Here is a 22,725-nt window from a genome sequence, read left to right on the forward strand (position 1 = left end):
GGGCTCCGCCGCGGGGCCCGGGGTGGGCTCGGGCTTGGCGGCGGTCAGGGGCTGGGCCTCGTCTGCCAAGAGGACTCCTCGTGCGCGATCCGGGTCCCCCGGTCAGGCTCCGGAGTGCCCATGGTAGCGATCCCGGGCTCCGGGCTCGCCTTCAGGCCGATGTGAGGGCCGTCTACGGGTGAAACGCGAGGGGCTGCCGCCGGCATTCCGGGAGGCAGCTCTGCGGTGTCCTGGGGCTGTCCTGGGGTTGTTCCGGGGGTGTGCGTGAGGTTGCGCGGACGGGCCGTGCGGTCCCCCTCAGGGCGCCCGTGACATGCGCAACGGCCGTCCCCGTGGTGGAGGGACGGCCGTTGCGTCACGCGTTCACGTCAGACTACGAGCAGTGCCTCCAGCGGGGCGCCGTCGAGTGCCGGTTCCAGGCGCGCGCGGCCCGCGAGGAAGCCAAGCTCCATCAGGACCGCGAGGCCGGCGACCTGCGCGCCCGCCCTGCGGATCAGCTGGAGGGAGGCCTCGGCGGTGCCGCCGGTGGCCAGGACGTCGTCGATGACCAGGACGCGGTCTGCGGCGCTCAGGTCCTCGGCGTGCACCTCGATCTCGGCGGAGCCGTACTCCAGGTCGTACGTCTGGCTGAGGGTCGCTCCGGGGAGCTTGCCCGCCTTGCGCACGGGGATGAAGCCGACGCCCGCGCGGACGGCCACCGGGGCGCCGAGGATGAAGCCGCGGGCCTCCAGGCCCACGACCTTCGTCGCACCGGTGCGCACGACGATCTCGGCGAGCGCGTCCGTGAGCGCCGTGAACGCGGCCGGGTCCGCCAGGAGCGGGGTGATGTCCTTGAACATCACACCCGGCTCCGGGTAGTCGGCCACATCGCGGATACGGCTGAGCAGCAGCTCCTGGACGTCCGTCATCGGCGCTTCCCCGAGGGACGGCCGCGACCGCGGTTGCGGGACGCCGGCTGGGTGCGCGGGCCTACGACGGCTGCCGCGTCCTCGGGCTCGTCGTCGTAGTCGTCGTCCGAGACGTTGGCGGCCGGGGACTCCGCCGGCTCGCCCTGTGCGGCGGCCTGGGCGCGCTTGGCGAGGACGCGCTTCTTGAGCGCCTTGATCTGCGGCTCGGCCTCCTTGAGGTCGGCGACGAGCGGCGTGGCGATGAAGATCGACGAGTACGCACCGGCCGCGAGGCCGACGAACAGCGACAGCGAGATGTCGTTGAGCACGCCCGCGCCGAGGAAGCCGCCGCCGATGAACAGCAGGGCCGCGACCGGCAGGAGCGCGACGACCGTGGTGTTGATGGACCGCACCAGGGTGCCGTTGATCGACCGGTTGGCGATGTCGCTGTAGGTCCAGCGGGTCTGCTTGGTGATGTCCTTGGTCTGCTCCTTGAGGCTGTCGAAGACGACGACCGTGTCGTAGAGCGAGTAACCGAGGATGGTCAGCAGACCGATCACCGTGCCGGGCGTGACCTCGAAGCCGACGAGGGCGTAGATCCCGATGGTGATGGTGATGTCGTGGATCAGGGCGACGAGCGCCGCCAGGGCCATGCGCCACTCGAAGGCGATCGCCAGATAGATCACGACCAGCACCATGAAGATCGCCAGGCCCTCCCAGGCCTTGTTGGCGACCTGGTCACCCCAGCTGGGGCCGACCAGGTCGGCGGCGATGCTCTCGGAGTCGACGTTCAGGTCCTTCGACAGCTGCTTCTTGATGCTGTCGGACTTGTCCGTGTCGATGCCGGCGATCTGGATGCGCAGGCTGCCGTCGCCGAGCTTCTGGACGACCGCGTCGTGACCGGAGGCGTCCTCGGCGTACTTCTCCGCCTGGCTCACCGAGGCGCTCATGCCCTTCGGCGTGGTGAAGGCGGCGCCGCCCTGGAACTCGATGCCCATGTTCAGGCCGCGCACCGTCAGGCCGAGGATGGCCGTGATGGTGATCAGGATCGAGATGCCGTACCAGATCTTGCGATTGCCGACGAAGTCGTACCCGACCTCGCCACGGTGCAGTCGGGCGCCGAGGTTGCCGAGTTTCGACATCTCACGCCTCCTTCGGGTCGACAGGGCCCGCGGCAGAACCGGCGGGACGGCGGGTGCGACGCAGCGGCGGCTTGGCACCCAGCGCCTTCGGGTCGATGCCGGACCACTTGTGGCCGTCCGAGAAGAACTTCCGGCGGGCGAGGATGGTCATCAGCGGCTTGGTGAAGAGGAAGACGACGACGACGTCGAGCACGGTGGTCAGACCGAGCGTGAACGCGAAGCCCTGGACCTTGCCGACGGTGACGATGAACAGCACCGCGGCGGCGAGGAACGACACGAAGTCGGAGACCAGGATGGTGCGTCGGGCACGGGGCCAGGCCCGCTCGACGGAGGGACGCAGCGAGCGGCCCTCCCGGATCTCGTCCCGGATGCGTTCGAAGAACACGATGAACGAGTCCGCGGTGATACCGATCGCGACGATCGCACCGCAGACCGCCGGCAGGTTCAGCGCGAAGCCGATGCCCGGGCCGAGCAGCGCCATGATCACGTACGTGAGGATCGCGGAGACCAGCAGCGAGGGGATCGCGATGACCGACAGACCGCGATAGAAGATCAGCAGGTAGATGACGACCAGCGCGAGGCCGATCGCGCCCGCGATCAGACCGGCGTGCAGCTGCTCACCGCCGAGGGCCGCGGTCACCGTGGTGACGCTGTCCGTCTTGAAGGTCAGCGGCAGGGCGCCGTACGACAGCATGTTGGCGAGGCTCTGGGCCTCTTCCTGGGTGAAGCTGCCGGAGATCTCCGCGCTGCCGCCGGTGATCGACGAGCTGACGGAGGGGCTGGAGACGACCTGGCCGTCGAGGACGATGCCGAACTCGTTCTGCGGGGCGGTGTTCTTCGCCAGTTCACCGGTGATGGTGGCGAACTTGGAGCCGCCCTTGCCGGTGAAGTCCATGGTGACCTGCCAGCCGGCGGCGGTCGTCGTGTTCAGGACGGCCGCGGCCTTCTTGACGTCGGTGCCGTCCACGGCGGCGGGGCCGAGCACGTACTTGTACCAGACGCCCGAGACCTGGCCGCAGGCCACGGTCGCGTCCTCGGCCTTGGCGTTCTTGCCGACGTTCTGGGACGCCTTCTTGGTGCAGTCGAGGGCGGTGTACTGGGCCTCCAGCTTGGCGGCCGCCGCGCTGGCGGCGGCGCTGCTGCTCGCCGACGGGGTGGCGCTGGCCGAGGCGCTGGGGCTCGCGGACGAGCTGGCGTCGGCCTTCAGGGCGTCACTGGCGGCACGGCCCTGCGAGGTGGCGGTGGCCGTCGGGGTCGCGGAGCCGGTCTTCGACGAGGAAGCGCTCGCCTTGGAGCTGGGCGAGCTCGACGGGCTGCTGGAGGCACTGCCGGACGCGCTCGGCGACGGGCTCGTCGTCGCGGCGCCCGTGGAGGCCTCCGTGGCCAGGACCGGGCGGAAGTACAGCTTGGCCGTCGTACCGACCTGCTGCCGTGCCTCGTCCGAGTTCGTGCCCTTGGGGATGTTGACGATGATGTTCTTGGAGCCCTGGGTCTGGACCTCGGCCTCCGAGACACCAAGACCATTGACACGGCGGTTCATGATGTCGACCGCGGTGTCCATGTTGGTCTTGTTGATCGACGATTCCTCGCCGGGCTGGGCCACCGCCCGCAGGGTGATGCTCGTGCCGCCGGCCAGGTCGATGCCGAGACGCGGAGTGCTGTGCCCGGATGCGAACATGCCACCGGTGAGCGCCACGATGGCGATCAGGATGAGGGCCAGCGAGCGCCACGGCTTGCTCTGGGCGCTCGCGCTGCGGCCCCTCTTAGGTGCTGCCACCTTCTCGTACTCCCTCTCGGGCCGCTCCGCGCCGGGTCAGCGTGGCTACGGCCATGACATGGTGTCGGGATCCCGTGCGAGCGACGCACGTACCCGGGGTGCGCGGGGCGCGAGCGGGTCGCGCCGCGCTCCCGGGACGTGACTACTTCGCGTCGGACTCGCCGTCGGACTTCTTCGGCTCTTCTTCCGTCTTCGCCTCGGCCGCGTCGGCCGGCTCCTCGGTGGCGTCGGCCGGCTCGTCGGCCGCGTCCTTCTTGCCGAGGTCGATGGGCTTGTCGTCGGAAGAGTCGGCGGCGGGCTCGTCGGTCTCGGTGAGGGAGGAGGCGTCGTCCGGGACGATGTCGGCATCGTCCTTCAGGTCGTGCTCGATGCCGTGGACGATGCGGTTGTACTCGTCGTCGGTGAGGACGGCGCCGATCGCGTTCTTCGCGAAGAGAAGTTCGATGCCCGGGCCGGCGTCGAGGAGAACCGTCTCCTCGTTGACCTCCTTGACCGTCGCGTACACGCCCCCGATCGTGCGGACGCCGGTGCCGGGCTGCATGTCATTACGCATCGACGCGGCCGCGGATTGCTTGCGCTTGGCCGAGCGGGTCATCAGGAACATGGCCCCGATGAGCACGATGAAGGGGAGGAGGGTCACGATATTCACGGGACGGAATTTCCTTCGCACGACCGCGGCGGTGAGCGGCCTGGTGGATGGGGGTGGTCGGCGCCGCCCACAAAGGCGGCATCGGCGGAGTCTAAGCGAGTCCACGCTGATGGAACAACGCTCAGCATGGCACCGGGGTTCCTGACCCGGCCAGCGCCCCCGCCGTCACGCCCCGAACAGGTCCCCTTGTCCGTTTCCCCCGGTTGACGAGCGGGGCGGGGTGAGGCCCAGATGCGCCCACGCGGCGGGGGTGGCGACGCGTCCGCGCGGGGTGCGGGCGAGCAGTCCCTCGCGGACGAGGAAGGGTTCGGCGACCTCCTCTACGGTCTCGCGCTCCTCCCCCACCGCGACCGCGAGCGTGGACAGGCCGACCGGTCCGCCGCCGAACAGCTTGAGCAGCGCTTCGAGGACACCGCGGTCGAGCCGGTCGAGGCCGCGCCCGTCGACCTCGTAGACCTTGAGCGCGGCCCCGGCGATGTCCTGGGTGATGAATCCGTCGGCCTTGACCTGCGCGTAGTCCCGGACGCGGCGCAGCAGGCGGTTGGCGATACGGGGGGTGCCGCGCGAACGTCCGGCGATCTCGGCGGCGCCGGCGGGGTCGATCTCCACGTCGAGGAGGTTCGCCGAGCGGTGGATGACGCGCTCCAGCTCGGTGGGTTCGTAGAACTCCATGTGCGCGGTGAAGCCGAAGCGGTCGCGCAGCGGGGGCGGCAGCAGTCCCGCGCGCGTGGTGGCGCCGACCAGGGTGAACGGCGGGAGTTCGAGCGGGATCGCGGTGGCGCCGGGGCCCTTGCCGACGATGACGTCGACGCGGAAGTCCTCCATCGCCATGTAGAGCATCTCTTCGGCGGGCCGTGACATGCGGTGGATCTCGTCGAGGAAGAGGACCTCGCCCTCCTGGAGGGAGGAGAGGATCGCGGCGAGGTCGCCGGCGTGCTGGATGGCGGGGCCACTGGTGATGCGGATCGGGGCTTCCATCTCGGCCGCGATGATCATCGAGAGGGTGGTCTTGCCGAGGCCGGGAGCACCGGAGAGCAGCACGTGGTCGGCGGTGGCGCCACGCGCGCGTGCGGCGCGCAGCACCAGGTCGAGCTGCTCGCGGACCTTCTCCTGGCCGATGAACTCGCCCAGGTCCTTGGGGCGCAGGGCGGCCTCGACGGCCTGGTCCTCGCGGTCGGCGACCGAGCCCACCAGCCGCTCGGCGGCGGTCTCGTCGGTCGTGTCGTCCCAGTTCACTGACGTCTCCTAGCGGGCGCGGTTCAGGGTCTGCAGGGCGGCCTTGAGCAACTGCCCCACCTGCGGCGCCCCTTCGGCGGCCTCGGCCTGCGGTGCTACGGCGGCCACGGCCTCGTCGGCCTCGCGGGTGGCGTACCCGAGGCCGATGAGCGCGGCGTGCAGCTGATCGCGCCAGCCGCTGGTGACCGGGGCGCCGATCGCCGGGGCGGATCCCACGGGGGCGCCGAGCCGGTCCTTGAACTCCAGCAGCAGCTTCTGGGCGCCCTTCTTGCCGATGCCCGGGACCGCCATCAGCGCCTTCTCGTCCCCGGCGGCCACCGCTCGGCGCAATGCGTCCGGGGTGTGCACGGCGAGCATGGCCTGCGCGAGCCGGGGGCCGACGCCGGTCGCGGTCTGGAGCAGCTCGAAGATCTGGCGTTCGTCGTCGTCCACGAAGCCGTACAGGGTGAGCGAGTCCTCGCGGACGACGAGGGAGGTGGCGAGCTTGGCGGGCTTGCCGAGGCGGAGCGTGGACAGCGTGTTCGGCGTGCACTGGATGGCCATGCCGACACCGCCGACCTCGACCACCGCGGCGTCGGGGGCGAGTGCGGCGACCGTGCCACTGACGAAGGCGATCATGCGGTACGGCCTTTCGATGCGTTCGATGCGTTCGATGCTTTGGCCGCGTGTTGGGCGACCGCCTGTTGCAACCGGTTCTGGGCGACGGCCTGTTGGAGGCGGTTGGTCGCGGGGCCGCGCCAGATGTGGCAGATGGCGAGGGCGAGGGCGTCGGCCGCGTCGGCGGGCTTGGGCGGTGCGTCGAGCCGCAGCAGCCGGGTGACCATGGCGCCGACCTGGGCCTTGTCGGCGCGGCCGCTGCCGGTGACGGCGGCCTTGACCTCGCTGGGGGTGTGCAGGGCGACGGGGATGCCGCGGCGGGCGGCACAGAGCATCGCCACGGCACTGGCCTGGGCGGTGCCCATCACCGTGCGCACGTTGTGCTGGCTGAACACCCGCTCCACGGCGACGAATTCGGGCCGGTGCTCGTCCAGCCACGCTTCGATGCCCTGCTCGATGGCGATGAGGCGCAGCCCCAACTCGGCGTCCGCCGGGGTCCGTACGACACCGACGCCGACCATGGTGAGCGGCCGGCCCGCGACGCCTTCGACTACACCGACACCGCATCGCGTCAGTCCGGGGTCCACCCCGAGTACCCGCACTCCAACCCCCCTCGTTCGATCGCCTGTTTGTGCAGGCTATCGGGTGTCACTGACAAAGCGACGGGCCGACGGGGTGTGTCCCGTCGGCCCGTTGAACCGCTTGTTCGACTTCAGCTCGCGGCAGCGCTACGCGTCGACCTTCTCCATGACCTCGTCGCTGACGTCGAAGTTGGCGAAGACGTTCTGCACGTCGTCGCTGTCCTCCAGGGCGTCGATCAGCTTGAAGATCTTGCGGGCGCCGTCCTCGTCGAGCTCGACCTGCATGGTCGGGACGAAGTTGGCGTCGGCGGAGTCGTAGTCGATGCCGGCCTCCTGGAGCGCGGTGCGGACCGCGACCAGGTCGGTGGCCTCGGAGACGACCTCGAAGGACTCACCCAGGTCGTTGACCTCTTCGGCACCCGCGTCGAGCACGGCACCGAGGACGTCGTCCTCGCCCAGCTCGCCCTTGGGGACGATCACGACACCCTTGCGGTGGAAGAGGTACGAGACGGAACCGGGGTCGGCCATGTTGCCGCCGTTGCGGGTCATGGCGACGCGCACGTCGGAGGCGGCGCGGTTGCGGTTGTCGGTGAGGCACTCGATGAGCACGGCGACACCGTTCGGGCCGTAACCCTCGTACATGATCGTCTCGTAGTCGGCGCCACCGGCTTCGAGACCGGCGCCGCGCTTGACCGCAGAGTCGATGTTCTTGTTCGGGACCGAGCTCTTCTTGGCCTTCTGGATGGCGTCGAACAGCGTGGGGTTGCCGGACACATCGGCACCACCGGTACGGGCCGCGACCTCGATGTTCTTGATCATCTTCGCGAAGAGCTTGCCGCGCTTGGCGTCGATCACGGCCTTCTTGTGCTTCGTCGTAGCCCATTTAGAGTGGCCGGACATCTGCCTGTCTCCTTCGCGTAACCCAACTCTTTACGAACCCCAGAGATCCTACTAGGACCCCGGAGTCAGGTTCGCGCGCACCATGTCGACGAACAGGGAGTGCACGCGGTGGTCGCCGGTCAGTTCCGGGTGGAACGACGTGGCGAGCGCGTTGCCCTGGCGGACCGCGACGATGTGGCCCCCGTGTTCGGCGAGGACCTCGGTCTCGGCACCGACGGACTCGACCCAGGGGGCGCGGATGAAGACGCCTTCCACAGGATCGCCCTCGATGCCCCGGACGTCGACAGCTGCTTCGAAGGATTCGTTCTGCCGGCCGAAGGCGTTGCGGCGCACGATCATGTCGATGCCGCCGATCGTCTCCTGACCCGAGCGCGGGTCGAGGATCTTGTCGGCGAGCATGATCAGGCCCGCGCAGGTGCCGTAGACCGGCATACCGGCACGCACGCGTGCGCGAAGGGGGTCCATGACCCCGAAGAGGACGGCCAGCTTGGAGATGGTGGTCGACTCACCCCCGGGGATGACGAGACCGTCCACCTCGGCGAGTTCCTCGGGGCGCCTGACCTGCCTGGCCACAGCGTCGGCCGCGGCCAGGGCGATCAGGTGTTCCCGTACGTCGCCCTGGAGGGCCAGGACGCCTATGACAGGGGCTGTGTCGCTCATCTACGTGACTACCAGCCGCGGTTGGCGTAGCGCTCGGCCTCGGGGAGGGTGTCGCAGTTGATGCCGACCATGGCCTCGCCGAGGTTGCGGGACGCGTCCGCGATGATCTTCGGGTCGTCGAAGAAGGTGGTCGCCTTCACGATGGCCGCGGCGCGCTTGGCCGGGTCGCCGGACTTGAAGATGCCGGAGCCGACGAAGACGCCCTCGGCACCGAGCTGGCGCATCAGCGCGGCGTCGGCGGGGGTGGCGACACCACCGGCGGAGAACAGCACGACCGGGAGCTTGCCGAGTTCGGCGACCTCGCGGACGATCTCGTACGGGGCGCGCAGCTCCTTGGCGGCGGCGTACAGCTCGTTGTTGTCGAAGCCGCGCAGCTTGGCGATCTCGTTCTTGATCTGGCGCAGGTGGCGGACCGCCTCGACGACGTTGCCGGTGCCGGCCTCGCCCTTGGAGCGGATCATCGCGGCGCCCTCGGCGATGCGGCGCAGGGCCTCGCCAAGGTTGGTGGCACCGCAGACGAAGGGGGTCGTGAAGGCCCACTTGTCGGAGTGGTTGACCTCGTCGGCCGGGGTGAGGACCTCGGACTCGTCGATGTAGTCGACGCCGAGGGACTGCAGGACCTGGGCCTCGACGAAGTGGCCGATGCGGGACTTGGCCATGACCGGGATGGAGACCGCCTCGATGATCTCCTCGATCATCGTCGGGTCGGACATACGGGCCACGCCGCCGTCCTTGCGGATGTCGGCGGGGACCCGCTCCAGGGCCATGACGGCCACGGCGCCGGCGTCCTCGGCGATCTTCGCCTGCTCGGCGTTGACCACGTCCATGATCACACCGCCCTTGAGCTGCTCGGCCATACCGCGCTTCACGCGCGCGGTGCCGGTCTCGGGAGTCTGGGCGGAGCTGGGGGTGCTGGACACGGGGTGACCTCACTCGGTGAAAGAGGGTTGCTGCAGTACCGAGGAAACGTCAGAGATGCAGGCCACAGCAAGGGCCAATGGGTAGGCGGTGGATCGTTTTCGAACCGGTGTGCCTTACGGCTGTGGTCTACGGCTGTGGTCTACGGCTGTGCTGCACCGCTGTTTTCTACGCGGCCCGGTCCACCAGTGCCGCCGGTGGCTCGTCGTCCATCTCGAAGGCCATCGGGAAGGGGGCGTGTCCCGCCAGCCGGAACCAGCGGACCTTGCGGTGTCGGCGCAGGGCACGGGCGGCGCGTACGGAGTCGTTGTGGAAGCGCCGCGCCATGGGCACCCGCCGTACCGCCTCGGTGAGTTCGCGGGCCGCCGCCTCTCCCCCGGGTGCCTCGCGGACGCCCTCGACCTGCGGGGCCTCGGCGAAGACGGCGCGCAGGGCCTGGCTCAACTCGCTCTCGGCGACCTCCCGTTGCTCCTCCTCGGCCTGCCGGGCGGCGTGCGCGGCCTCGTAGAGGACGATCGAGGCGGCCGGGTCGAGGACGCCGGAGGTGGCCAGTTCCTGGGTCACCGAGGCGCGGCGCAGGAGTTGGGCGTCGAGTGCCGCGCGGGCCGCGTCGATCCGGGCGTGCAGCCGGTCGAGCCGCCCCGCGGTCCAGCTCAGGTACAGGCCGACCGCCACGAGGGCGACGAGGATCCAGATCAGGGTTGGCGTCACGGGCGGCAAGCCTACGGGGCCGTTCCACTTGGGTTGGCCGAGTCTCGTGCGGGGCGTTCCACTGAGCTGGCCGGGGTGCCGTGCTGGGTGCTGGTGTGGGCGTTGTGGGGGCTGCCGCCCCCAGACCCCCTCGGCCCTGAAGGGGCCTCGTCCTCAAACGCCGGACGGGCTGGATATACCGGCCCGCATCAAGAAGTTGCCGCCTCTCAGTCCCGCGCCAACCCGAACCTCGCCCGGAGTCCGGTGCGTTCGTCGGTGGCGACCGCCGCCGCCCCCGCCGTCACCGTCTCGTACACGGACAGGATGTCCGCCCCGACCGTCGACCAGTCGAAGCGACGTACATGGGAACTCCCGCTCCGCCGCAGCTCCGCCAAGCGCTCCGGGTCCCCCAGGAGCCGTACGGCTACCTCGGCGAGGGCGTCCGGGTCCTCGTTGGCGAACAGTTCGCCGGCCGCGCCCTGGTCGAGGACCTGGGCGAAGGCGGGGAGGTCGGAGGCGAGGACCGGGGCGCCTGCCGACATGGCCTCTACGAGGATGATGCCGAAGCTCTCGCCGCCGGTGTTGGGGGCTACGTAGAGGTCGATGCTGCGCAGGAAACGGGCCTTGTCCTCGTCGCTGACCATGCCGAGGAACTCGACGCGTGAACGCAGCTCCTTGGGGAGTGACTCGACGGCCTCCTCCTCGTCGCCGCGGCCGGCGATCAGGAGTCGGGCGTTCGGACGCTCGGCGAGGATCTTCGGGAGGGCGTTCATCAGTACCGGGAGGCCCTTGCGGGGCTCGTCGATGCGCCCTATGAAGCCGATGGTCTCGCCCTGCCACTCGGGCTTGGGTTCGGCGCGGGCGAAGTAGTCGACGTCGACGCCGTTCGGGATGACGACCGCGTCGCCGCCGAGGTGTTCGACGAGCGTGCGGCGGGCGTACTCGCTCACGGCGATCCGCGCGCTGATCTTCTCCAGCGCGGCCTGGAGGATGGCGTACGCGGCGATCATCGCCCGGGAGCGCGGGTTCGAGGTGTGGAAGGTGGCGACGATCGGGCCCTGCGCGGCCCAGCAGGCGAGCAGTCCGAGGGACGGCGAGGTCGGTTCGTGGATGTGGATGACGTCGAACTCGCCGTCGTGCAGCCAGCGTCGGACCCGGGCGGCGGACAGGAAGCCGAAGTTCAGCCGGGCCACCGAGCCGTTGTACGGCACCGGGACCGCGCGGCCGGCCGAGACGACGTACGGCGGCAGCGGGGTGTCGTCGTCGGCCGGAGCCAGGACGGACACCTCGTGGCCGAGCCGGATGAAGTACTCGGCGAGGTCTCTGATGTGGAACTGGACGCCGCCCGGCACGTCCCAGGAGTAGGGGCAGACGATGCCGATCCTCACGAGGGCCCCTTGCTGGGATCGAGGTCCGCGAGCCACAAGCGCTGGAGCATGTGCCAGTCCTCCGGGTGGTCGGCGATGCCGGTGGCGAAAGCGTCTGCCAGCGCCTGTGTGATGACAGACGTCTTCTCGGCCCGGTCACCTGACTCGGGCACCTCGACCGGCGGATGGACCCGGCCCTTCATGACCGGTGAGTCGTCGTACCAGAGGGTCACGGGGAGCAGCAGCGCGCCGGTCTGCTGGGCCAGGAGGGCCGGTCCTGCGGGCATGCGGGTGGGCTCGCCGAAGAACTTGACCTCGACGCCTGAGGCGGACAGGTCGCGTTCGGCGACCAGGCAGACCAGGCCGCCGTCGCGCAGGCGGCGGGCCAGCGTGCCGAAGGCGGTGCCGCCGCTGTGCGGCAGGACCTCCATGCCGAGGCCCTCGCGGTAGGCGACGAAGCGGTCGTAGAGCGTCTCCGGCTTGAGGCGTTCGGCCACCGTGGTGAACGGGGTCTCCAGCTTGGTGGTGACCCAGGCGCCGGCGAGGTCCCAGTTGGCCATGTGGGGCAGCGCGAGGATGACACCGCGGTCGGAGGCGATGCCGTCGGTCAGGTGGTGCACGTCCTTGGGGTCGAAGCCCGTGCGGATCCGTTCGGCGCTCCAGGCGGGGAGCCTGAACGACTCCATCCAGTAGCGGAGATACGACCGCATGCCCGCGCGCGAGAGCTCGGCGAGCCGCTCGGGGCTCGCGTCGGGCACCACGCGCGCGTAGTTGCTCTCCAGTCGCTGTACGCCCTTGCCGCGGCGCTTCCAGGCGAGGTCGGCGACGGTGCGGCCGAGCCGGACGGCGGCCGGCTCGGGGAGCTTCTTGACGGCGCCCCAGCCGAGGCCGTAGAGCGCGTCCGTCAGCCGCTCCTGGGCACTGCTCACGGAGTCGCCCCGCTGCTGTGCTGCTCCGGGGCCTCCTGGGCCGCCGTGGCGTCGGCCTCGGCGGCCTCGCGGCGGACCGTGACGACGCGCTGGATCAGCGTGACCAGGCTGCCGACTGCGACGATCCACAGCGCGACGGGCAGCAGCCACTGGATGCCCGGGACGCCGAACTTGTGCAGTCCGGCGAGACCGCACGCGACCAGCGAGATCACGAGCCGCTCGGCGCGCTCGACCAGGCCGTTGACGGCGACCGGCAGGCCGATCGACTCGCCGCGCGCCTTGGTGTACGACACCACCTGGCCGCTGGCCAGGCAGAAGATCGAGACGGCGCACAGGGCGATGTTGTCGCCGCCGCCCGCGTACCAGAGGGCCAGGCCGCCGAAGACCGCGCTGTCGGCGACCCGGTCGAGCGTGGAGTCCAGGAAGGCGCCCCAGCGGCTGGAGCGGCCCAGCTGGCGGGCCATGTTGCCGTCGACGAGGTCCGAGAACACGAACAGCGTGATCACGACCGTGCCCCAGAAGAACTCGCCCATGGGATAGAAGACCAGCGCGCCCGCGACCACTCCGGCGGTGCCGAGGAGGGTGACCGTGTCGGGGCTGACGCCCCGGCGGATCAGAAATGCGGCGAACGGCGTGAGGACACGCGTGAAGAATGCACGCGCGTACTTGTTCAGCATGGCCTTCCCGAGGGTCGGTGTCGCCGCGCGGCCCCTGCTGGCCACCGGCTGGCCCATCGTAGCCACGCGCGCGCGTGGGCGACGGCCGGGCACCCGCGTGCCCATGTTTTGAATGGCTGCGGCACGACGCGAGGCCATCGGTGTCACGGCCGGATCGCGTCCGGTGTATGGACGCACCGTGACGGGAGTGGAAAGCTCGAAGCACCGCGGGCGTCATCGGAGCCGCCACCGCACGCGGCTGCGTGTGTCCGCGCCCACAGTGACCTCACCGTGTACGGGAGGCAAGGCCATGGGTGACAAGGCGAACGCACACCCCGGAGCCGCCGGCAGGGCTACAGCGGCCGACCACCCCGCGTCCGTACGGAATGTGGTGCTGGTCGGCCACTCCGGATCGGGCAAGACCACTCTGGTGGAGGCCCTCGCGCTGACCGCGGGGGCGGTGAACCGGGCGGGCCGCGTGGAGGACGGCGGCACCGTCTCCGACTACGACGAGATCGAGCACCGGCAGCAGCGCTCGGTGCAGCTCTCCCTGGTGCCCGTCGACTGGGACGGGTACAAGGTCAATCTTCTCGACACCCCCGGGTACGCCGATTTCGTCGGCGAGTTGAGGGCCGGTCTGCGTGCGGCGGACGCGGCCCTCTTCGTCGTCTCGGCCTCCGACGGCGTGGACGGCTCGACCCGCATGGTGTGGGAGGAGTGCGCGGCGGTCGGCATGCCGCGCGCCATCGTCATCACGCACCTGGAGTCCGCGCGCGCGGACTTCGAATCGATGACCCGGACCTGCGCGGAAGTCTTCGGCGCGGACGACCCCGACGCCGTACTCCCGCTGTATCTGCCGTTGCACGGCGTGCCGGGGCCGGACGGGCACGCGCCCGTGAGCGGTCTTGTCGGGCTGCTGTCGCAGAAGGTGTTCGACTACGCGTCCGGGGAGCGCAAGGAGTCGGAGCCCGGGCCCGACCAGCTGCCGCGGATCGAGGAGGCCCGCAACCGGCTCATCGAGGGGATCATCGCGGAGAGCGAGGACGAGACCCTCATGGACCGCTATCTCGGTGGCGAGGAGATCGACGTCAAGACGCTGATCGGCGACCTGGAACGGGCCGTCGCGCGCGGGGTGTTCTTCCCCGTGCTGGCCGCCGCTCCGGCCGCGGAGGGCTCCCGGCAGGGCCTCGGCACGGTCGAGCTCCTGGAGCTGATCACCTGCGGCTTCCCGACCCCGCTGGAGCGCGCGGCGCCCGGGGTCACCACGGTCGACGGCAGGGCGCGGGAGCTGAAGGCGTGCGACCCGAACGGCCCGCTGGTCGCCGAGGTCGTGAAGACCGCCTCCGACCCGTACGTCGGCCGGGTCTCCCTGGTGCGCGTCTTCTCCGGGACGCTACGGCCCGACGCGACCGTCCATGTCTCCGGGCACGGGCTCGCCGACCGCGGGCACGAGGACCACGACGTCGACGAACGCGTCGGCGCCCTGTCCGCACCCTTCGGCAAGCAGCAGCGGCCGCTCACGCACTGCATCGCGGGCGACCTCGCGTGCGTGGCGAAGCTGGGCCGCGCGGAGACCGGCGACACGCTTTCGGCCAAGGACGATCCGCTGCTCATGGAGCCCTGGGAGATGCCCGACCCGCTGCTGCCGCTCGCCATCCAGGCGCACAGCAAGGCCGACGAGGACAAGCTCTCGCAGGGCCTGAGCAGGCTCGTCGCCGAGGACCCCACCATGCGCCTGGAACAGAACCAGGACACCCACCAGGTCGTCCTGTGGTGCCTCGGCGAGGCCCACGCGGACGTCGCCCTGGAGCGGCTGCGCAACCGCTACGGCGTCCAGGTCGACCTCGTGCCGCACAAGGTCTCCCTACGGGAGACGTTCGCCGCCAAGGCGCAGGGGCGCGGCCGGCACGTCAAACAGTCGGGCGGGCACGGGCAGTTCGCGATCTGCGAGATCGAGGTCGAGCCGTTGCCGGGCGGCACGGGCATCGAGTTCGTGGACAAGGTCATCGGGGGCGCGGTGCCGCGGCAGTTCATCCCGTCGGTGGAGAAGGGCGTAAGGGCCCAGGCGGCAAGGGGAGTTGCGGCCGGCCATCCGCTTCTGGACGTACGGATCACGCTCCTGGACGGCAAGGCGCACTCCGTGGACTCCTCGGACGCCGCGTTCCAGACGGCCGGGGCGCTCGCCCTGCGGGAGGCCGCGGTCGACGCGAAGATCCATCTCCTGGAACCGGTGGCCGAGGTGACCGTGCTGGTCGGCGACGACTACGTGGGCGCGGTGATGAGCGACCTGTCCGGGCGGCGGGGCCGGGTGCTCGGCACCGAGCAGACGACCGGTGGGCGCACGCTGATCCGCGCGGAGGTGCCGGAGATAGAGATCGGCCGCTATGCCGTGGACCTCCGCTCCCTCTCGCACGGCACGGCCCGCTTCAACCGCGCCTACGCCCGCCACGAGCCGATGCCTCCGCAGATCGCCGAGCGGATCCGCGAAGAGGCGGGCGACGCCTAGCAGTTGATGCCGTGGGGCTCACGTGTGGCGTGCGACGACCCACAAGTGGCCCAAACGGAACGCTTTCTTCCGGGTTGGCCGGCAGCTTCGGCTGTCCGCCGACGGATGTCAGTGATGGCCGATACGCTGATGACCTGATCAACAGGTGTGCGGAGCACGGAAGTCGGGAAAGCCGCAGAAGCGGGAACAGCGGCGATCGGGGGCGGGAATGACCGTTGACAGCGGTTACGCGGACATCTTTGGACCACAGGTGCCGCGTACCGGCGACGAGGGGCAGACGGCGACCTTCGCGCTGGCCTCGGCGGCCTACCGGGACAACCCGGTCGCAGACATCAAGAAGGCCGACAACGAATGGCACCAGACGGCCGTCAACGAGGGCAAGTGGGCGTCGCTGTTCCGCCCCAACCTCGGTGAGGCGTTCTCCGGAGCCGTGATCGCCCGCATGCTCGGCGCCGGCCGCAAGCCGCTCATCCAGTCGTTCGGCACCGAACCGCAGGCCGTCGTCGAGCACGCCCTGGCGGCCAACAACATCCGCCGGGCCCGGGACAACAGGCTGTCCACGATCATGGTCCTGTGCGGCGTGCTGTTCCTGCCCGGACTCATCGTCTGGCTGCTGGTCTTCCAGCTGCGCAGCCTGGTCGACAAGCGCACCCAGACCAACAAGCGGGCCGGCGCGATCGCCACGACCCTGCTCGTCGCGGTGGGCGCCGTCGCCGTGATCTTCCTGATCAAGATGCCGTTCCACGGCTTCTGGTCCTGGTACGCACGCGCGTGCGTCGTCCTGCCCGTCGTCGGCTGGCTGTGGGCCAAGCAGGTCTGCGAGAAGACCGCGAAGGATCTGCGCGGGCGCTGGGACAGCCTGCTGTCGGGCAGCAGCGTCGGCGCCAAGGTCCCCGAGGCGGTGCCGACCAGCCCCGGCGAGACCCAGGCCGAGCAGCTCCGCCAGTCCCTGGCCAAGCTCAGCGCCGAGCAGCAGTCCAACTCGGTCTTCTACGCCGGGCCCAAGGGCATCCTCGGCATGGGCACCCGCTGGGGCAGCTGGCAGCTCGCCGAGGACCTGATCGCGCGCGACGAGAACCGGGAGATCCACCCCTTCCGCAGCTGGGACGTCATCCGCAACATCCACGACGACCTGCGCATGCTGGAGCGGAACACGATCAACACCGGCGGCTTTCCCAAGGCGTCCATACGCCACTGGGTCGTCACGCATGTCGGAGAGAGTGCCAAGGCGGTGTCCCGGCCCGAGGGCACGGACGTGGACGCGTACCAGGTCAAGACGCACGCCATACAGGACATCTGCAACAAGCAGCAGTTCGGCAGCGGCGACCGGCACTACCTGGGTGTCCAGTGGACGCTCTGGGAAGGCCAGTTGGTCATGACCATGATGATCACGGTGACCGTGCTGCACAAGACGCTACGCATCGAGATCACCGGACACGCCCTCGGGCCGGTGAACTCGCTGTTCACCGGCAAGCCCGAGGCCCCCACGAAGGACGTCCAGAAGACCCTCAAGCCGTGGGAGACCCGCAAGGTCAAGCTCCCGCTCGTCCCCACCGACGAGGTGATACGTCTCGCGGTCCGCGCCCCGTTCACCTGGTACCCGCCGCTGCTGAACTGGCTCGGCGGTTCCATATCCCTGCCCGAGCCGTTCGGCCTGCGGCACGCCTGGGCCGACCAGCCCTGGCGCCACCGCTTCATGGCGGACGACGCGCTGCGCGCCGCGACACCGGTCCTGCGCGTGGTGCACGCCGCCGCGATCCGCGTCCTCGACGAGAACGGCGTGGACACGGAGAAGTTCAGCAGCCGATCGTCGGCCCTCAGCGGAGGCGTGCAGGAGGTGTCACCGAAGAAGGCGGACCTCTACGACGCGTAGCCGGCCCCCGTCGCGTGGCTCACGCCGTGGGCCACGCATCGGCGAGCATCTTCCGTGTGTCCGCGAGGAGTTGCGGCAGCACCTTCGTGTGGCCGACCACCGGCATGAAGTTCGTGTCGCCGCCCCAGCGCGGGACGATGTGCTGGTGGAGGTGGGCGGCGATACCCGCGCCCGCCACGCTCCCCTGGTTCATGCCGATGTTGAAGCCGTGGGCGCCGGACGCGGTGCGCAGGGCCGTCATCGCCTGCTTCGTGAGAGCCGCGAGTTCCACGGTCTCCGCGTCGGTCAGGTCGGTGTAGTCCGCGACGTGACGGTAGGGCACGACCATCAGATGGCCGCCGTTGTACGGGTACAGATTGAGCACCCCGTACACCAGCTCACCGCGCCTGACGATCAGCCCGTCCTCGTCCGATTTCGCCGGGATCGAGCAGAAGGGGCAACCGTCGTCGGCACCGGGGCCGGTCGGCTTGTTCTCACCCTGGATGTAGGCCATCCGGTGGGGCGTCCAGAGGCGCTGGAACGCGTCCGGCGTGCCCACTCCGATCTGCTGCTCCGGCTCACTCGTCATGCAGGGAAGCATATGGCTTCGCCCGTTCGCGGCGTGTCGCCGGGGTTGCGCGAAACCCCTCCCGCGCCAAGCTGGGCCGATGGACGACGACAGCCGCAAGGCCCGCTGGGAGCAGCGCACAGAGGTCCCCCTCGCCGTGGCGTCCCTGGTCTTCCTCGCCGCGTACGCCGTGCGCATCCTGGCCCACAGCTTGCCGGACACCTGGCAGGACCTCTGCCTCGCCGTGCTGTTCGCCGCGTGGGCGCTCTTCGCCGTCGACTACGCGGTCCGCTGGCGGCTGAGCGGGCAGCGGCTGCGCTTCGTCCGGACCCATTGGCTGGACACCCTGGTCCTGCTCCTGCCCCTACTGCGACCGCTCCGCGTCGTCAGGGTCTACGAGGCCGTGCAGCGCCGGCACGGACAACCCCGACTCGCCCTCCACGCGCGCGTGATCGTGTACGCCGGCCTGTCCACCGTCCTGCTGGGCTTCGCCGGCGCTCTCTCCGTCTACCACGAGGAGCACGCGGCCCCGGGCGCGACGATCAGGACGTTCGGCGACGCCGTGTGGTGGACCTGCGCGACCTTCGCGACCGTCGGCTACGGCGACGTAGCACCCATCACCCCGCTCGGCCGCCTGATCGCCGTAGGAATGATGGCCATCGGCCTGGCCCTGCTCGGCGCGGTCACCGGAACCTTCGCCTCCTGGCTGCTCCAGATCTTCACACGGGAGGACGACGAGAGGCCCCCGGGGATCTGAACTCCCCGAGGGCCTCCCAAAAGCAACAGGGTCAGACCTGCACCCGGTCCGCCACGACTTGCTCGATCTTCGCGATGGCGTCGTCGAACGCGATGCCGTTCTCCTGCGAACCGTCGCGGTAACGGAAGGACACCGTCCCGCCGTTCATGTCCTCGTCGCCGACGATGACCATGAACGGGACCTTCTGCTTCTGCGCGTTGCGGATCTTCTTCTGCATGCGGTCCGAGGACGAGTCGACCTCGACGCGCAGCCCCTTCTTCTTCGCCGCCACGGCGAACTTCTCCAGGTACTCGACGTGCGCGTCCCCGATCGGAATCCCGACCGCCTGCACCGGCGCCAGCCACGCCGGGAACGCACCCGCGTAGTGCTCGAGCAGTACCGCGAAGAACCGCTCGATGGACCCGAACAACGCCCGGTGGATCATGACCGGCCGCTGCTTGGAACCGTCGGGCCCGGTGTACTCCAGATCGAACCGCTCCGGCAGGTTGAAGTCCAGCTGGACGGTGGACATCTGCCAGGTCCGGCCGATCGCGTCCTTCGTCTGGACGGAGATCTTCGGGCCGTAGAACGCGGCGCCACCCGGGTCCGGAACGAGCGGCAGCCCCTGCTTCTCGGCGACCTGGCGCAGCGTCTCCGTGGCCTCTTCCCAGACCTCGTCCGAGCCGACGAACTTCTCCGGGTCCTTGGTCGACAGCTCCAGGTAGAAGTCGTTCAGGCCGTAGTCCCGCAGCAGGTTGAGGACGAACGTGAGCGTCTTGTCGAGCTCGTCGGCCATCTGCTCGCGCGTGCAGTAGATGTGCGCGTCGTCCTGCGTGAAGCCGCGCGCGCGGGTCAGACCGTGCACGACGCCCGACTTCTCGTACCGGTACACGGTCCCGAACTCGAAGAGCCGCAGCGGCAGTTCACGGTACGAGCGGCCGCGCGCGTCGAAGATCAGGTTGTGCATCGGGCAGTTCATGGGCTTGAGGTAGTAGTCCACGCCCTCGTCGAGCTGCATGGGCGGGTACATGCCGTCGGCGTACCAGTCCAGGTGCCCGGACGTCTCGAAGAGCTTCCCCTTCGTCGCGTGCGGGGTGTAGACGAACTCGTAGCCCTCCTCCTCGTGCCGGCGCCGCGAGTAGTCCTCCATCGTGCGGCGGATGATGCCGCCCTTGGGGTGGAAGACCGCGAGGCCGGAACCGATCTGCTCCGGGATGGAGAACAGGTCCAGCTCGCTGCCCAGCTTGCGGTGGTCGCGCTTCTCGGCCTCGATCAGGAAGTCGAGGTGCGCCTTCAGCTCCTCCTTGGAGGGCCAGGCGGTGCCGTAGATGCGCTGGAGCATCGGGTTCTTCTCGCTGCCGCGCCAGTAGGCGGCTGCGTTGCGCATCAGCTTGAACGCCGGGATGTTGCGCGTGGTCGGCAGGTGCGGGCCTCGGCAGAGGTCCTTCCAGCACAGGTCGCCGGTCTTGGCGTCGAGGTTGTCGTAGATCGTCAGCTCGCCGGCGCCGACCTCGACGTCCGCGCCGTCGTCGGTCGACGCGGAGCCCTTGATGCCGATCAGTTCGAGCTTGTACGGCTCCGAGGCCAGCTCCTCACGAGCCGCCTCGTCGGTCACCACACGGCGCGAGAACCGCTGCCCGCGCTTCTGGATCTCCTGCATCTTCTTCTCGATGGCCTTGAGATCCTCGGGCGTGAACGGCCGCTCGACGTCGAAGTCGTAGTAGAAGCCGTCCTTGACCGGCGGGCCGATGCCCAGCTTGGCCTCGGGGAACAGCTCCTGCACGGCCTGCGCCATGACGTGCGCGGTGGAGTGGCGCAGGATGTTCAGGCCGTCGGCGGAGGAGATCTCGACGGGCTCGACCTCCTCCCCGTCCTTCACCTCGTACGCCAGGTCCTTGAGCTCTCCGGCCACGCGCGCGGCGATGATCGAGCGCTCGCCGGCGAAGAGCTCGGCGGCCGTCGTGCCCGTCGTCACCGTGCGCTCTTCCCGCTCGGAATCGCGTTGGATGATCACACGGACGTCTGACACGGGTCTCTCCTGACTACAGGGTGGATGCGGCGCCATACCGTGAGCGCGCGCAATAGGGGATCGTACCGACCCTACGGGCCCCACCGCGAAACGGTCGCCCCCGGGCCCAGGCCCGGGACCGGACCGGCCCCACTCCCCTGCGCTCCCTCAGTCCTCCCCGCTGCACGCCTCCTCGAAGAAGGCAGCACTCTCCCCGTGCCCCTGGATCGACTTCATCAGCCGGTCCCGCTCCGCCTCGTCCACCTGCACGGGTACGACCCCGGAGGCGCCGGTCAGCCGACGGAAGCCGCCCCGGCTCTCCAGCCGCCCGTGCACCCGCACCGGCAGCCCGACGAGGTGGGCGTGCCCGGCTATCCGGTACGACTCCTCGTCCAGGGTCATCCGGACGTGCCCGACCTCGGCGCCGGCGATCACCTGCATCCGTACCGTGCCCTCGCCGCGCGGCCCCGACCTGCGCATCCGCACCACCGAGCCGGTGATGCGCACGGGCATGGCCGGTTCCTCGCGCAGATAGCGGGCCCCGGCCGCGCGCAGCACGGGCAGGTCACCCGGCGAGAACTCGACGGCCTCGGCCTGCGCGGCACAGCCCTCGGGGACACCCGCGCCGGGTGCCCACTCGACGGCGATCCGCGCGCCCTCGGTGCCACGCACCAGCGCGACGACAGCTTCGGTCAACTCCCGGCTGACGCCCGCCTCCACGGCCCCGTCGAAGGCGTCCATGCCGCCGGTGGCCCGCTCGTAGTCGATGGCCTCGCGGGTTGCGTACAGGGCCTGGTGGAGACGTACGGCGAGGGCGCGGCCGGTGTCGACGGGGACGAACGCGGTGAGCTGACGGCCGCCGGGTGCGGAGCCGACGAGGACGTGGTCCAGGGACGCGGCGGCGGGGCGGCGGTGGCGGGCGCCGTAGTAGCCGGCACGCGCGCGGGTGGCGAGTGCGGCGGCGAGCAGCATCTGGCGGGCGGCGGCGCGGAGTTGCTCCTCCACGGTCCAGGCCGCGGCGCCGGCCGGTCCGGTCGGGATGTCGCGCCACCAGCGGATCTCGTCGCTCGGTACGGCGAGGCCGACGAGGACCTCGCGGGCGGAGGGGGTGTTGCTGCGGGCGAGCGCGATGAGTGCCTCGCCGAGGAGGTCGTCGCTGTCGGGGAAGGCCCGGCTCTCGGGGACCAGCAGGCTGATGCCCGAGCCGCCGGGCCCGGGTGGGGTCCAGCGGCCGTACCGTCCGGCGGCTCCGCCGCGGCGCTGCCAGCCGTGCCGGCGCAGCAGGGCGCCGAGGACGGCGGGGTCGACCTGATCGGCTTCCGGCGCACGGTCCCACAACGTGCCGTCCTCGGGATGCGGTCGTACCGACCGCAGGTGTTCCTCGACCGAGCGGTGCCTCATGGCCTGCCTCCCGTCCCGACCCGCGTCATGATCTCGCACAGCGCCCGGTCGTCGAAGATGCGCGAGGTCGGTATCCGCACGGTGGTCCGGGTCCGGCCGGTGATCGCGTGACCGGCGAGGTTGACCCAGTAGCAGCAGTGCCGCAGGTCGAGCCGGTCGTGGCTGGCGCGCAGCCAGTCGTCCTGGGAACGCGGGACGAGCATCACGACCAGGATCTTGTGCACCGAGACCGGGGTGCGGGCGAGCTTGCGCAGATGGTCGTTGTCGAGCGTGAAGGAGAAGGAGCGTCCCGGCGGGTTCGGCGGGATCTGATAAGTGCACTTGAGCTGCACTTTTATCGTGACCTCGTCGTCCACCGTGTGCCCGGGCGAGCCGTGACTGACGTGCCAGTCGATGCCGTTGTCCGGAAAGGGTTGCGACAGCGAGCAGCCGGCCGCCGCGGCGACGGCGTGCAGATAGCCCACCTGCAGTGTCTCCATGCAGGCGGTGGTGGCGAGCGATCCGCGCTGGGGTGCCGTCCGTTCGGGCAGCAGCCCGCCCCGCTCGGGCTGCGCTATCACCATGGCCAACAGCCTTCCGAGTTCAGGTGAATTGCTGTGCTGAATGCCTGATCGGGTCGCTGAACTGCAAAGACCCGCACTCCTGTTGTGTCCTTCCGGCGTACG

Annotated in this window: 21 protein-coding genes; 3 read left to right on the forward strand and 18 right to left on the reverse strand. The window is 70.0% G+C overall.

Annotated elements, in window-relative coordinates; translation table 11 throughout:
* Positions 1–368: 368 nt before the first annotated feature.
* The 14 genes from SPR02S_RS25125 to pgsA form a co-directional block, all read right to left on the reverse strand.
* Positions 369–908 (reverse strand): adenine phosphoribosyltransferase, encoded by a 540-nt coding sequence (locus SPR02S_RS25125; protein WP_019059772.1) that lies wholly within the window; start codon positions 906–908, stop codon positions 369–371.
* The gene (gene secF, locus SPR02S_RS25130) at positions 905–2,029 is read right to left on the reverse strand and encodes a protein translocase subunit SecF (RefSeq protein ID WP_019059773.1); all 1,125 of its coding nucleotides are present in this window, start codon (positions 2,027–2,029) and stop codon (positions 905–907) included. The genes SPR02S_RS25125 and secF overlap by 4 nt, the downstream gene beginning before the upstream one ends.
* A 1-nt stretch (position 2,030) precedes the next feature.
* Positions 2,031–3,806: a protein translocase subunit SecD gene (gene secD, locus SPR02S_RS25135; RefSeq protein WP_019059774.1), complete on the reverse strand. Its 1,776-nt coding sequence runs from the start codon at positions 3,804–3,806 to the stop codon at positions 2,031–2,033.
* A 142-nt stretch (positions 3,807–3,948) separates the two neighbouring features.
* Complete coding sequence (gene yajC / locus SPR02S_RS25140) at positions 3,949–4,455, reverse strand: preprotein translocase subunit YajC (RefSeq protein WP_019059775.1); 507 nt, start codon at positions 4,453–4,455, stop codon at positions 3,949–3,951.
* A gap of 165 nt (positions 4,456–4,620) precedes the next feature.
* A complete protein-coding gene (gene ruvB / locus SPR02S_RS25145; RefSeq protein ID WP_019059776.1) occupies positions 4,621–5,691 on the reverse strand; it encodes a Holliday junction branch migration DNA helicase RuvB in 1,071 nt (356 codons plus the stop codon).
* A 9-nt stretch (positions 5,692–5,700) separates the two neighbouring features.
* Positions 5,701–6,309, reverse strand: a complete 609-nt coding sequence (ruvA, locus tag SPR02S_RS25150) for a Holliday junction branch migration protein RuvA (RefSeq protein ID WP_019059777.1) — start codon at positions 6,307–6,309, stop codon at positions 5,701–5,703.
* Entirely contained in the window at positions 6,306–6,890 is a 585-nt protein-coding gene (gene ruvC, locus SPR02S_RS25155) for a crossover junction endodeoxyribonuclease RuvC (RefSeq protein WP_019059778.1), read from the reverse strand. The genes ruvA and ruvC overlap by 4 nt, the downstream gene beginning before the upstream one ends.
* Before the next feature lie 126 nt (positions 6,891–7,016).
* Entirely contained in the window at positions 7,017–7,769 is a 753-nt protein-coding gene (locus SPR02S_RS25160) for a YebC/PmpR family DNA-binding transcriptional regulator (RefSeq protein WP_019059779.1), read from the reverse strand.
* Positions 7,770–7,820: 51 nt separating this feature from the next.
* Positions 7,821–8,429: a pyridoxal 5'-phosphate synthase glutaminase subunit PdxT gene (pdxT, locus tag SPR02S_RS25165; protein ID WP_019059780.1), complete on the reverse strand. Its 609-nt coding sequence runs from the start codon at positions 8,427–8,429 to the stop codon at positions 7,821–7,823.
* A gap of 8 nt (positions 8,430–8,437) precedes the next feature.
* Positions 8,438–9,349, reverse strand: coding sequence for a pyridoxal 5'-phosphate synthase lyase subunit PdxS (gene pdxS, locus SPR02S_RS25170; protein ID WP_019059781.1), 912 nt, complete (start codon positions 9,347–9,349; stop codon positions 8,438–8,440).
* Positions 9,350–9,515: 166 nt separating this feature from the next.
* Entirely contained in the window at positions 9,516–10,058 is a 543-nt protein-coding gene (locus SPR02S_RS25175; RefSeq protein WP_019059782.1) for a membrane protein, read from the reverse strand.
* 206 nt (positions 10,059–10,264) lie between these two features.
* On the reverse strand, positions 10,265–11,425 hold the full coding sequence (locus SPR02S_RS25180; protein WP_019059783.1) for a glycosyltransferase family 4 protein: 1,161 nt from the start codon (positions 11,423–11,425) through the stop codon (positions 10,265–10,267).
* Positions 11,422–12,333: a phosphatidylinositol mannoside acyltransferase gene (locus SPR02S_RS25185; protein ID WP_019059784.1), complete on the reverse strand. Its 912-nt coding sequence runs from the start codon at positions 12,331–12,333 to the stop codon at positions 11,422–11,424. Before SPR02S_RS25185 ends, SPR02S_RS25180 begins: the two co-directional genes overlap by 4 nt.
* Positions 12,330–13,067 carry a phosphatidylinositol phosphate synthase gene (gene pgsA / locus SPR02S_RS25190; RefSeq protein ID WP_078622984.1) on the reverse strand — a complete coding sequence of 246 codons (738 nt, stop codon included), beginning with the start codon at positions 13,065–13,067 and terminating at the stop codon, positions 12,330–12,332. Before pgsA ends, SPR02S_RS25185 begins: the two co-directional genes overlap by 4 nt.
* Positions 13,068–13,299: 232 nt before the next feature.
* Here pgsA and SPR02S_RS25195 point away from each other — a divergent pair, with 232 nt between their 5' ends.
* Together SPR02S_RS25195 and SPR02S_RS25200 are read left to right on the forward strand one after the other, a co-directional pair.
* On the forward strand, positions 13,300–15,495 hold the full coding sequence (locus SPR02S_RS25195) for an elongation factor G-like protein EF-G2 (protein ID WP_019059786.1): 2,196 nt from the start codon (positions 13,300–13,302) through the stop codon (positions 15,493–15,495).
* Between the two features lie 208 nt (positions 15,496–15,703).
* Complete coding sequence (locus tag SPR02S_RS25200) at positions 15,704–17,368, forward strand: AbeC-like domain-containing protein (RefSeq protein ID WP_019059787.1); 1,665 nt, start codon at positions 15,704–15,706, stop codon at positions 17,366–17,368.
* Positions 17,369–17,387: 19 nt separating this feature from the next.
* Here the strand turns inward: SPR02S_RS25200 and SPR02S_RS25205 are convergent, their stop codons facing one another.
* On the reverse strand, positions 17,388–17,948 hold the full coding sequence (locus SPR02S_RS25205) for an HIT family protein (RefSeq protein WP_033282250.1): 561 nt from the start codon (positions 17,946–17,948) through the stop codon (positions 17,388–17,390).
* A gap of 67 nt (positions 17,949–18,015) precedes the next feature.
* On the opposite strand from SPR02S_RS25205, the gene SPR02S_RS25210 reads away from it, so the two are divergent.
* Positions 18,016–18,672 carry a potassium channel family protein gene (locus SPR02S_RS25210; RefSeq protein WP_019059789.1) on the forward strand — a complete coding sequence of 219 codons (657 nt, stop codon included), beginning with the start codon at positions 18,016–18,018 and terminating at the stop codon, positions 18,670–18,672.
* Between the two features lie 31 nt (positions 18,673–18,703).
* On the opposite strand, the gene thrS is transcribed toward SPR02S_RS25210, so the two are convergent.
* The 3 genes from thrS to SPR02S_RS25225 form a co-directional block, all read right to left on the reverse strand.
* Complete coding sequence (thrS, locus tag SPR02S_RS25215) at positions 18,704–20,680, reverse strand: threonine--tRNA ligase (protein ID WP_019059790.1); 1,977 nt, start codon at positions 20,678–20,680, stop codon at positions 18,704–18,706.
* A gap of 147 nt (positions 20,681–20,827) precedes the next feature.
* Positions 20,828–22,060 carry a hypothetical protein gene (locus tag SPR02S_RS25220; RefSeq protein WP_019059791.1) on the reverse strand — a complete coding sequence of 411 codons (1,233 nt, stop codon included), beginning with the start codon at positions 22,058–22,060 and terminating at the stop codon, positions 20,828–20,830.
* Positions 22,057–22,623, reverse strand: coding sequence for a DUF4365 domain-containing protein (locus SPR02S_RS25225; protein ID WP_019059792.1), 567 nt, complete (start codon positions 22,621–22,623; stop codon positions 22,057–22,059). The genes SPR02S_RS25220 and SPR02S_RS25225 overlap by 4 nt, the downstream gene beginning before the upstream one ends.
* Between the last annotated feature and the right edge of the window lie 102 nt (positions 22,624–22,725).

It is taken from the genome of Streptomyces prunicolor NBRC 13075, assembly GCF_000367365.1.
GTDB lineage: Bacteria > Actinomycetota > Actinomycetes > Streptomycetales > Streptomycetaceae > Streptomyces > Streptomyces prunicolor.

Bases quoted from the DNA above. Each gene is read 5' to 3' on its own strand.
- SPR02S_RS25125 (WP_019059772.1), bottom strand. From the start codon at position 908: ATGACGGACGTCCAGGAGCTGCTGCTCAGCCGTATCCGCGATGTGGCC.
- SPR02S_RS25220 (WP_019059791.1), bottom strand. From the start codon at position 22,060: ATGAGGCACCGCTCGGTCGAGGAACACCTGCGGTCGGTACGACCGCAT.
- pdxT (WP_019059780.1), bottom strand. From the start codon at position 8,429: ATGAGCGACACAGCCCCTGTCATAGGCGTCCTGGCCCTCCAGGGCGAC.
- secF (WP_019059773.1), bottom strand. From the start codon at position 2,029: ATGTCGAAACTCGGCAACCTCGGCGCCCGACTGCACCGTGGCGAGGTC.
- SPR02S_RS25210 (WP_019059789.1), top strand. From the start codon at position 18,016: ATGGACGACGACAGCCGCAAGGCCCGCTGGGAGCAGCGCACAGAGGTC.
- SPR02S_RS25200 (WP_019059787.1), top strand. From the start codon at position 15,704: ATGACCGTTGACAGCGGTTACGCGGACATCTTTGGACCACAGGTGCCG.
- ruvA (WP_019059777.1), bottom strand. From the start codon at position 6,309: ATGATCGCCTTCGTCAGTGGCACGGTCGCCGCACTCGCCCCCGACGCC.
- pgsA (WP_078622984.1), bottom strand. From the start codon at position 13,067: ATGGGCCAGCCGGTGGCCAGCAGGGGCCGCGCGGCGACACCGACCCTC.
- SPR02S_RS25205 (WP_033282250.1), bottom strand. From the start codon at position 17,948: ATGCTTCCCTGCATGACGAGTGAGCCGGAGCAGCAGATCGGAGTGGGC.
- SPR02S_RS25225 (WP_019059792.1), bottom strand. From the start codon at position 22,623: ATGGTGATAGCGCAGCCCGAGCGGGGCGGGCTGCTGCCCGAACGGACG.
- SPR02S_RS25160 (WP_019059779.1), bottom strand. From the start codon at position 7,769: ATGTCCGGCCACTCTAAATGGGCTACGACGAAGCACAAGAAGGCCGTG.
- SPR02S_RS25195 (WP_019059786.1), top strand. From the start codon at position 13,300: ATGGGTGACAAGGCGAACGCACACCCCGGAGCCGCCGGCAGGGCTACA.